The organism is Paenibacillus popilliae ATCC 14706, assembly GCF_000315235.1.
GTDB classification, from domain to species: domain Bacteria; phylum Bacillota; class Bacilli; order Paenibacillales; family Paenibacillaceae; genus Paenibacillus_B; species Paenibacillus_B popilliae.
Window position 1 is genome coordinate 1 of sequence record NZ_BALG01000491.1, and the last position, 8,428, is coordinate 8,428.

Genomic DNA, 8,428 nt, shown 5'->3' on the forward strand with positions numbered 1-8,428 from the left:
CGGCGGGCCAGTGGCTGGCCGCCGGAGCGGTGGCGGCCGTCGGCCTCGCCGGGACGCTCGCGTGGGCGTATGCCAACCGCAGCGGGCACGCAGGCCGGGGTGAAGGCCCCGCAGACGAGGTCGGCGCGGCCGAGCGCATGGCCGCGCTGCAGGCTGAAGCGCTGCGGGGATTGCTTGGCCCACTCTGGCACGGGACCAGCGGCGGTGCACTGCCTGACGATGCGGAGCAGCAGGAGCTGACGCAGATGATCGCCGCGACGGCCGAGTGGGCGCGAGAGCAGGTGCAGCTGGCCGATCGCGCCCGGCATGCGTCCGAGGCTGCCGCTGCCGCCGGGCGGCGGGCCGATGTCTTGACGGATGAAGCCGCGACGGCCCTGGCGGCGGAAAGAGGAGCTGGCGGACGCTGGCGCGGCTGGCTGCGGGAGCGAGGGCTGCCAGAGTCGCTCAGCCCGGCCGGGGCGCTGGAGCATCTCCACCGGGTAGAGCAGGCGCTCGATATAGAGAGCCAGCGGGAACGGCTGCGGGAGCGAGCCTCCCGTCTGCGGCGCCAGATCGGAGAGGTCGAGCAGGAATGCGCCTGGCTGCTGAAAGCCGCCTGGGAAGCGGCCGAAGGCGACGTCGAAGCGGCCGCAGCGGCCGAGCGCCCGGGAGCGGAGGGGACGGATTCGGCGGACGGCCTCCAGCGCTTCACTTCCTTCGGGGAGCTGTACCGGCTGATGGAACGGCTGGAGGTGGAAGAGAAGCGGCAGCAGGAATATGAGCGCTGCGTGCAGCAGCATGAAGCGGCCGTGGAGGCATGCCAAGCGGCGGCCCGGGAAGCGGAGGCCGCCCGCAAGCGGAAGGAACGGTTGCTGACGGAAGCGGGCGCGCAGGAGGAAGCGGAGTTCATCCTGCGGATGAGTGCCGAAGCTCGTCGGCAAGAATGGGAACGGACACTGCAGGAAAGCGAGGCCGTCGTGTACCGTGGCGGAAGTCCGGAGCAGTGGGCGCCGCTGGAGGAACTGCTGACCCGTGATGACGAGGCCGAGCTGGAGCGGCGCGCCGCCGAACTGCAAGCGGAGTTGGAGCGGTGGGATGCTCGCATCAGCGAAGGCGAGGAGCAGCGCGGGCGGCTGAAGGAAGAGCTGGAGCGGCTCATGGCTGAAGTCGAGGGAGCGGCGCATCATCACGAGGCGGCGATGAACGAAGCGAAGCTCGACGAACAGGCGTCCCGCTATGCGGTATTGGCGCTGGCCCGAACACTGATCCAGCGGACGAGGCGGCTCTACGAGCAAGAGAAGCAGCCGGAGGTGCTGAAGCGGGCGGCCGCTCATCTGCGGGCGATGACCGAAGGGCGGTATGTCCGGGTGACGGCACCGTACGGCACGAAGCGGCTGGAGGTGGAACGGGCGGACGGGCGAATGATCGACAGTTCCCGTCTAAGCCGCGGAACGGCCGAGCAGCTCTATCTGGCCATGCGCTTCGCCTTGGCGGAAGCGTTGTCCCATAAGGCGGCCCTTCCTCTGATCCTGGATGACCTGCTCGTCAATTATGACCGCTGGAGGCTGGGACAGGCCGTACAAGCGCTGCATCGGCTGTCATCGGATCATCAGATCGTGTTGACGACCTGCCATCCGCATGTGGCGAAGGCGTTCCGGGAAGAGATAGCGGATGTGCGCATTGTGGAACTGGAACCGATCGGATAGGTTTCGGGAAGATGAATTTGCCATGTTCACAGACATTTGGTGTGGCGTTATTTTTTGCGCTGTATCGGCTTCAGATCGATCTTCCCTGCTGCGTGAGATGGAGCGGAGGGCGGCCCGGGCTTCGTCGGTTGGGCCGCCTGCAGCAGCAAATAGAGCCATATGAGGCTGAACATGCCGAACAACGGGTACAGGAACGAGATCAGATTGCGGAAGCCGAATTGGCTGATCGTATAGCATACCATCATGATGAGCGCCGTAATCAGCTTCTTCGACACTCCGGTCCGTTGATGGAGCTGAAGCGTAATGCCATACAGATCGGCGATGAAGGTGGTGAAAATTTCCGAAAAGATGAGCAGGACATAAATGAGCTGGATGGTGACGCCGAGCGTATGCGCGATTTCCCCCATCGGAATGTCGAATTGCTGTATGCCAGGCATATGTACGGAAAGAGCCAAATGGCCTGCCAGCAGCAGTACGCCAATGAGAACGCCCCCAATCGCGCCCCCGATGCGTATGATCCTCTGGTCCGGAATAGAGGCGCCCAACGGGACGAGCACTGCTTGGGCCATCGCCAGATTGAATGCGCTGTACAGCAGCGGAGCGGTCCATGCGGCATACCATGATTTGTATGTTGTGATAGCAAAAACCCGTCCCGCGTTCGGCATATGCAGCGTGTGGGTCACGATAATGATGGTAAAGATGAGCATCGTTGGCACGACGAGCGAATTGAGGCTCAATATCGCGCTCATCCCCCGGTTGATGATGAAAAAGGAGGATACGAGCGTCAGCAGCAGTCCGGCTTGGTAGTGAACATTCAATTGCTGAACGAAAACGGAGCCTGCGCCGGCGAGCATGACCCCGTTCACACACACAATGACAATCATCGCGAAAATGCTAACCCAGCTGCCAATTCGGGAACCGAACAAATAATGGTTCACATCTTCATAGGAACGGGCCTGGATCTGATGGGCAATCAGCATCAACTTCGTTCCGAGGAAGAGAAAGATAATGCTGGACACTCCAATCGTGAAGGAAGCGATCCATCCGTATTGGGTGAAAAACTGCAAGATTTCCTGTCCCGTCGCAAATCCGGCTCCGACAACGGTTCCGACGTAAGTGAAAGCAATTTGTACTATCCGCAGCGTCTGTCTCAACGATTAGGCGCCTCCTTGTCCGACGAAGCTTGGTGCGAAGGATTGAGCTAGCTTGTTCGTACTACTATACGTATGACAAGCTTGGGCAGGACATGACCCCCTAAATGTGGTAAGATAGTAAGCGAGTTGAGAGGAGGAGCCTTGATTGTTGGAGATTACATGGGCATTGACCCATTTCGGGTACATTGCTTTATTTTTTCTGCTTGCCGTTGGCATCATCGGCTTACCGATACCGGACGAGACGATCATGATATTCGTCGGCAGCTTGACGGTGGAAGGGCCGTTCGGATACATACATGCCTTCGTTGTATGCCTTGCCGGGAGCATGACCGGCATGACGATCAGCTACATTGTGGGGCGGAGGGTCGGCAAGCCGCTGTTGGATCGGTACGGCAAGCGGGTGAAGCTGACACCTGCCCGGGTGGAACGCGCCGAGCGCTGGTTCCGGCGGTTCGGTCCATGGGCCATCGTCTTCGGGTACTTTATTCCCGGCTTTCGCCACTTGACCTGTTACCTGTCCGGAATTGCACGAATGAATTGGTCTCTTTATTTTATTGCAGCCGGGACGGGAGCACTTATCTGGGTCTTTACTTTTTTGACGATAGGGCATCTCGTCGGAGTTCATTGGGAGGCGGCCGTTCATTGGATTCATACCAAAGGAACGCTATATCTGTTGGGCTTGGCAGCAATGCTCTTGATCGTCGGCTCGCTTGTGTTCGTCCTAATCCGGCGTCGCGTCCGCCCAAAACAAACGCCTTGAACCACTACGGATTCAAGGCGTTCCATAATCAGGCAGGGAAGTTAAGCCTTCAATGCGTCCTCCTCCATCGGGAAAAGCTTCACGGACTGGATCTTGCCTGTCTTCGGATCGAGGTCAAGACGGAGCAGGGCGTTGGCTACTTGGTAGCTCCAGGCATAGCCGGTATCTTGATCCGGCTTGCCGAGAGCCTTCACGGCGGTATCGCTTTTGCCTCCGATGTTCAGGCCCTTGATGCCGGTGGACAAGCCGTCGCCCGATACCTCGACAAATACGACTTCATCGTCATCTTGACAGCCGAACGAAAATCCGTCATATTCCAGCACACGAATCGGCTCTTCATCGTCCATCACGAATTGGGAGACGGGTCCCCCCCAGAGTTGCCGCACCTGCTCCTCCGTATCGCTCAGCCCAATCCCCTTCAGCATCGGCTGCTTCCGGTTGAATTCGACTTCCTCGGCCGTAGCGGAGGCGGAAAGGGAATGATCCTTGTTCGAAGCGATCTCGGTACGTTCTCGTGTCTTATCCTTGCCTGCGGCCGAAGTCTCTTCCGCCGGGCCTGTCTTGGACGTGTGCGGCGTATTCGAATTCACTGGCGGCACGCTGCCGGCTTGCGTCGAACAGCCGGATAGAAGAACGCCAAGAGCGACAGCAGCAGCAACCATATGCATCATTCGGGTCATCGGTGCGATTCCTCCTTCGCCGCTTCACGGCGGTATGACAATAAGATGTAGGATCGGTTCTCATCTGTACCGTAACAGGCTACATGTAACTAAGGAGAGCGGGACTTGGGACACTCTTATTAATATAGACGGAACTCACTCCAAGAAGTTGCAGTCGTTGTATGAAATTGCCTACTTTTCTCCATTTACCTGTTTGGCATATAATAAAGAAAAGTTGGTGAGTGGGGGCGACGAAGATGATTGATCAACCAACAGCTCGATTTTTGCAGGAAAAGGTGTCGGAAGCCAAGGTTCATTTTGAACGGGCTCTCGATTGCAGCATGGCGGATAACCTTCACGTGACGGAGGAAGAATGCGGTCGATACAAGAAAGGAGATGCGGCCATGGTGGATGAGACTATGCTTGATCGCTTCCGTCAGGAGGGCACAATGGTGCGTGTCGTGCGGGACATGCTCGAAGCGAATGATGTTATCGGCATCGTTGTCGCCTGGAGCGAGGACGACGTGATGATTCGCAAGCGCAATCGGCGCATCGTGAAGCTGAGCCGGAGCTACTTGATTCAGCCCTTCAGCGAGCCGCGGCCGGAGCGAGCCTGAGAGTCGGGCCATCCGAAGGCGAAGCATGAAAAGGAAAGCGATATGGACTGCCGAGTTGTTGGGACAGTCCTGTTCTTTTGTCGCCGATCGGCGTGGGGCATGTGGAGCCGTTATAAAATGGGTTTGAATTTTTATACGAAAATTGTTGACGTAATTCCGGATACGTGATATTATATTTTTTGTCGCTAAGAAAACTAATTGCGAAATGTAAGTTACTAAATATGCGGTCGTGGCGGAATTGGCAGACGCGCACGGTTCAGGTCCGTGTGGGCTAACCCCCGTGGAGGTTCGAGTCCTCTCGACCGCACCAACCTAACAATGAACGAGCTCTTGAATTTCCTCTCGTGGAGATTCAGGAGCTTTTTTGCATACTCGGAATTTGCAAGGTACTGCTCATCACTTGAGCCGAAGAAATCTTTGAACTGTATTCAAGATGAACATAGATGTTGGCGGTCGTGGAATAGTGGCTATGCCCCAGCCATACTTGAATTTCCTTTATGCTGACACCGTTAGCAAGAAGCAAACTGGCGCAGCTATGACGAAGATCATGGAAGCGAATCCGTCGCAAGTTATGCTTCTTAAGGACAAGTGGAAAATGCTGAGTAATATAACCCGGCTTAATTCGCTCTCCCAGCTTATTGACGTAAATGTAGTCCTGATATTGGTTGCTGTAAGAGTCCTTGTGCAAAGACCGATTCGCTTGTTGCTCTTCCAGTAGCCGCAAAAGCAGTTCCAGGGAGACGGGAACGAGCGGCAAAGTGCGATAACTCGCTTTGTTTTTGGCCCGATCTTTCGCCACTATGATTTGTTTGCCCTGATTACGACACAGGGATAACCGTGTGCTTAATGGTAATGGTCTGATGCTGGAAGTTGATGGCGTCCCATTTTAGTCCGACAATTTCGCTTCGTCGCAGTCCGTAAAAAGCTGCCAGAATAACAGCTAACTCAACTGGATCGCCTTTCACGAATTCGAAAAAATCGTTTAGTTCATCACTTGTGTAGTAGCTCCCGATAAATTGGTTCTTCTTGAGCCGCTTGACTTTGTCTGCTGGGTTCGAAGGAATCATGTCCATTTCAAAAGCGTATTGCAGTGCCTGCCGGATGTTGGCATGATAGTGCAGCACGGTGTTCGTAGTAAGATCGAATTCTTTCAATACATACTGATAAAAATCATGAAGGTGTTTGGGTTGCAGTTCCTTCAAAAAAATTCCTTTTTCCCGGAAGTACGGGACTATCCTGGTGTTAACAGCAAAACTATAAGCTGCGTGGGTGGTGATTTCAACTTGGTATTTCATCATTTCAAGCCATTCCACCATGAAATCGGCGAATAAAATGTCGTCCTCATCCGCTTCTTCGCTTTTTTGGGGCTCCTCTGTGTTCTCGATTTTTTCTTCAGCAATTACCTCTTCAGCATTCTCCAGATCGGCTTCTGAGGGGAGCACAAAATTCTTGCGCGCCTCCAGCAACATAGTTTCCGCTTTTTTCTTGTTGCCTTTTACCGGCAGCTTGGTGGGAATCCATTTGCTTTTTCGTTTTCCGTCATCTTTGTAGTTCAGAACGATATAAAGAAGACCTTTCTTTTCCTGTAGGTGGCCTGCTACCATATTGAAAATATCCCTCCCTGGTTAGCAGCCCGATCTCCTACCATTGACACTGATAATATATCATAGTACAGCAAATGATTCAATGCACTAAAGCATCACAGTGTGAAGTGGGAGAATAGGTCATGATGCTGTGGAGGTAGGAGATGACATTGGCTTTGGGGATTTTGTAAGCTCTGCCGATTCTGAAATGGTTGATTTTGTTTTCTTGTAGGAGCTTGTAAGCCGATTTGGTGCTAATGCCGCCGAGCATCTCGCATAGTTGCGGGACATTGACGACATCCGGATAATTTTGAAACATATGCTCGAAAAGTTTAGTTGGACGAACGATCCAATGTCTCCTCTCTGAAATGATAATTTGTATGTAGCAGGAAAGAAAAATGAGAGTTATGAAGAAATCAGTGATAGAGGAATGAATGCCTGTTTCAAGCTGCAGGTGGCAGGCCTGCATCATAACTTCGATTTTCTGAAGCTCCCCCTCATCCGAGCGGGCTACCCCCAATGCAATGACGCTGGCCAGGCAGAAGTATCAGTCCCCTCTAGCCGGTTATGGCGATTCAACCCACCACAGATTGATTTCAGCCGGTAGTTAGTCGCTCGTGTCTAAGACAGTCATGGCGCTACCGCATGGTCGCTTCCGCTGGTGACGGAGGCCGAGGAACGTACTTGAAACAAGCAATATGAAGTTTTCAAGGATCAAGGCTCAATCAAGGTAGATATTAAAATCTACCAGATCGCTTCCTGTAATATAAATGGGGACTGGAAACAAAAAAGGCAACTGCTTCATGAAATTATCTCAATACAAATAAAATGAAAGTGTGTGAAAACACGAGCAAGCCATGTGAAGTATACTCCACATGGCTTGCTCGTGTTTATTTGTAACGATTAAGATCAAAGCGACGAACTGCCAGGATAAAAGCAATTGTCAACTGTTGTTTGCAATCTTCATCAATAGTTCCATTTCGTTTGGAGTATTTATTAATAACTGGCTCATAGCGGGCAATCAATTTGGCTTCTGTTTCTTTGTCACCTTTTTGTGCTAAATGGAGTAGAGTAGAAACGCTATTCATGTTTATCCTCCTTTTTATCGTCCAGATGTGAATGGTAAGCGATGTATGATAAAAAGGGAGGACTGCGACAAGCAAACAAGCCTTTACTTCTCTGTAAATGTCAACATAAACGTGTACAATTTTGCTTGTATAAGGATGTACAAAATCACTTATCCTCTTGGTCAATGTGATTCTTCAATCGATAGGATTCGCCTATAATGGTAACAACTGCTGCATGATGTAGAATGCGATCTAAGATGGCATTGGCTAACTTCGGTTCACGAAATACTTCATCCCACGCCCTGAAATTTACATTTGTAGTGAATATGGTGCTTCGCTTCTCGTACCGCAAATCAATAAGCTGAAAAAACAGCTTGGCATCTTCTGCTTCAATCGGCAAATAGCCTATTTCATCAATAATAAGTAGCTTATACTCATGATCTATGCAGTTCAATACACTAATTGGTAATCAGTCACCACTACAAAAGTGTCTACAATATTTCGATAAATATCTAAAAAACCACTTGACTTTTCAAAATAGACACTATAATTGCGAAGGATACCTTTTTTATAGGGTATATCTTCAGATTATGGGGTGGGTCACCAATGTCAGCATTGCAAAAACCGAAGTTTAGAGAATGGAATCACGGCGAGTGTGCGGGAGCGCCTATTCTGAAGAGTCTCTGGGATCGATTTGACTTTTCCCTGTTACTTACTCAATCCGGCATTATGAAACGCACTGGAACGCCATCTTGGCTTATTTGCTTCCTCTATGTCGTCGGTCTCGTTTCCAATTGCTCTTCCGTTGCCCAGATGGCACAATTGGCCGACAAAGATGCATTGCTGAAAGTCATGTTTCAGCCTTGGAAACTTGCACAGTACACTTTAAGCCGCTTTTTAACG

Annotated in this window: 10 protein-coding genes, 1 tRNA gene and 1 pseudogene; 5 read left to right on the plus strand and 7 right to left on the minus strand. The window is 52.2% G+C overall.

The annotated features are described in order from the left end of the window. A partial coding sequence (locus tag PPOP_RS23130) for an ATP-binding protein (RefSeq protein WP_006288289.1) occupies positions 1–1,685 on the plus strand: 1,685 nt, incomplete at its 5' end. A gap of 47 nt (positions 1,686–1,732) precedes the next feature. Here the strand turns inward: PPOP_RS23130 and PPOP_RS18775 are convergent. Next, positions 1,733–2,839 carry a YkvI family membrane protein gene (locus tag PPOP_RS18775; protein WP_006288290.1) on the minus strand — a complete coding sequence of 369 codons (1,107 nt, stop codon included), beginning with the start codon at positions 2,837–2,839 and terminating at the stop codon, positions 1,733–1,735. 145 nt (positions 2,840–2,984) lie between these two features. Between PPOP_RS18775 and PPOP_RS18780 the strand changes: the two genes are divergently transcribed. After that, a complete protein-coding gene (locus PPOP_RS18780) occupies positions 2,985–3,599 on the plus strand; it encodes a DedA family protein (RefSeq protein WP_006288291.1) in 615 nt (204 codons plus the stop codon). A 41-nt stretch (positions 3,600–3,640) separates the two neighbouring features. On the opposite strand, the gene PPOP_RS18785 is transcribed toward PPOP_RS18780, so the two are convergent. Further along, entirely contained in the window at positions 3,641–4,279 is a 639-nt protein-coding gene (locus PPOP_RS18785; protein WP_006288292.1) for a hypothetical protein, read from the minus strand. Between the two features lie 383 nt (positions 4,280–4,662). Between PPOP_RS18785 and PPOP_RS26255 the strand changes: the two genes are divergently transcribed. Together PPOP_RS26255 and PPOP_RS18795 are read left to right on the plus strand one after the other, a co-directional pair. Beyond that, the gene (locus PPOP_RS26255; protein WP_006288293.1) at positions 4,663–4,875 is read left to right on the plus strand and encodes a hypothetical protein; all 213 of its coding nucleotides are present in this window, start codon (positions 4,663–4,665) and stop codon (positions 4,873–4,875) included. Between the two features lie 223 nt (positions 4,876–5,098). Further along, a tRNA-Leu gene (locus tag PPOP_RS18795) sits at positions 5,099–5,185 on the plus strand. Between the two features lie 42 nt (positions 5,186–5,227). On the opposite strand, the gene PPOP_RS24910 is transcribed toward PPOP_RS18795, so the two are convergent. The 5 genes and pseudogenes from PPOP_RS24910 to PPOP_RS18815 all read right to left on the minus strand — a co-directional run. Beyond that, complete coding sequence (locus PPOP_RS24910) at positions 5,228–5,674, minus strand: tyrosine-type recombinase/integrase (protein ID WP_234399907.1); 447 nt, start codon at positions 5,672–5,674, stop codon at positions 5,228–5,230. Between the two features lie 19 nt (positions 5,675–5,693). Beyond that, on the minus strand, positions 5,694–6,479 hold the full coding sequence (locus PPOP_RS24915; protein WP_006288294.1) for a tyrosine-type recombinase/integrase: 786 nt from the start codon (positions 6,477–6,479) through the stop codon (positions 5,694–5,696). A gap of 79 nt (positions 6,480–6,558) precedes the next feature. After that, positions 6,559–6,978, minus strand: coding sequence for a helix-turn-helix domain-containing protein (locus tag PPOP_RS24920; protein WP_234399908.1), 420 nt, complete (start codon positions 6,976–6,978; stop codon positions 6,559–6,561). Between the two features lie 370 nt (positions 6,979–7,348). After that, entirely contained in the window at positions 7,349–7,546 is a 198-nt protein-coding gene (locus tag PPOP_RS18810) for a helix-turn-helix domain-containing protein (RefSeq protein ID WP_006288295.1), read from the minus strand. Between the two features lie 145 nt (positions 7,547–7,691). Beyond that, positions 7,692–7,961, minus strand: a pseudogene (locus PPOP_RS18815) (ATP-binding protein); the annotation flags it as partial. A 170-nt stretch (positions 7,962–8,131) separates the two neighbouring features. Between PPOP_RS18815 and PPOP_RS18820 the strand changes: the two are divergent. Continuing rightward, a partial coding sequence (locus tag PPOP_RS18820; RefSeq protein ID WP_006288297.1) for a hypothetical protein occupies positions 8,132–8,428 on the plus strand: 297 nt, incomplete at its 3' end.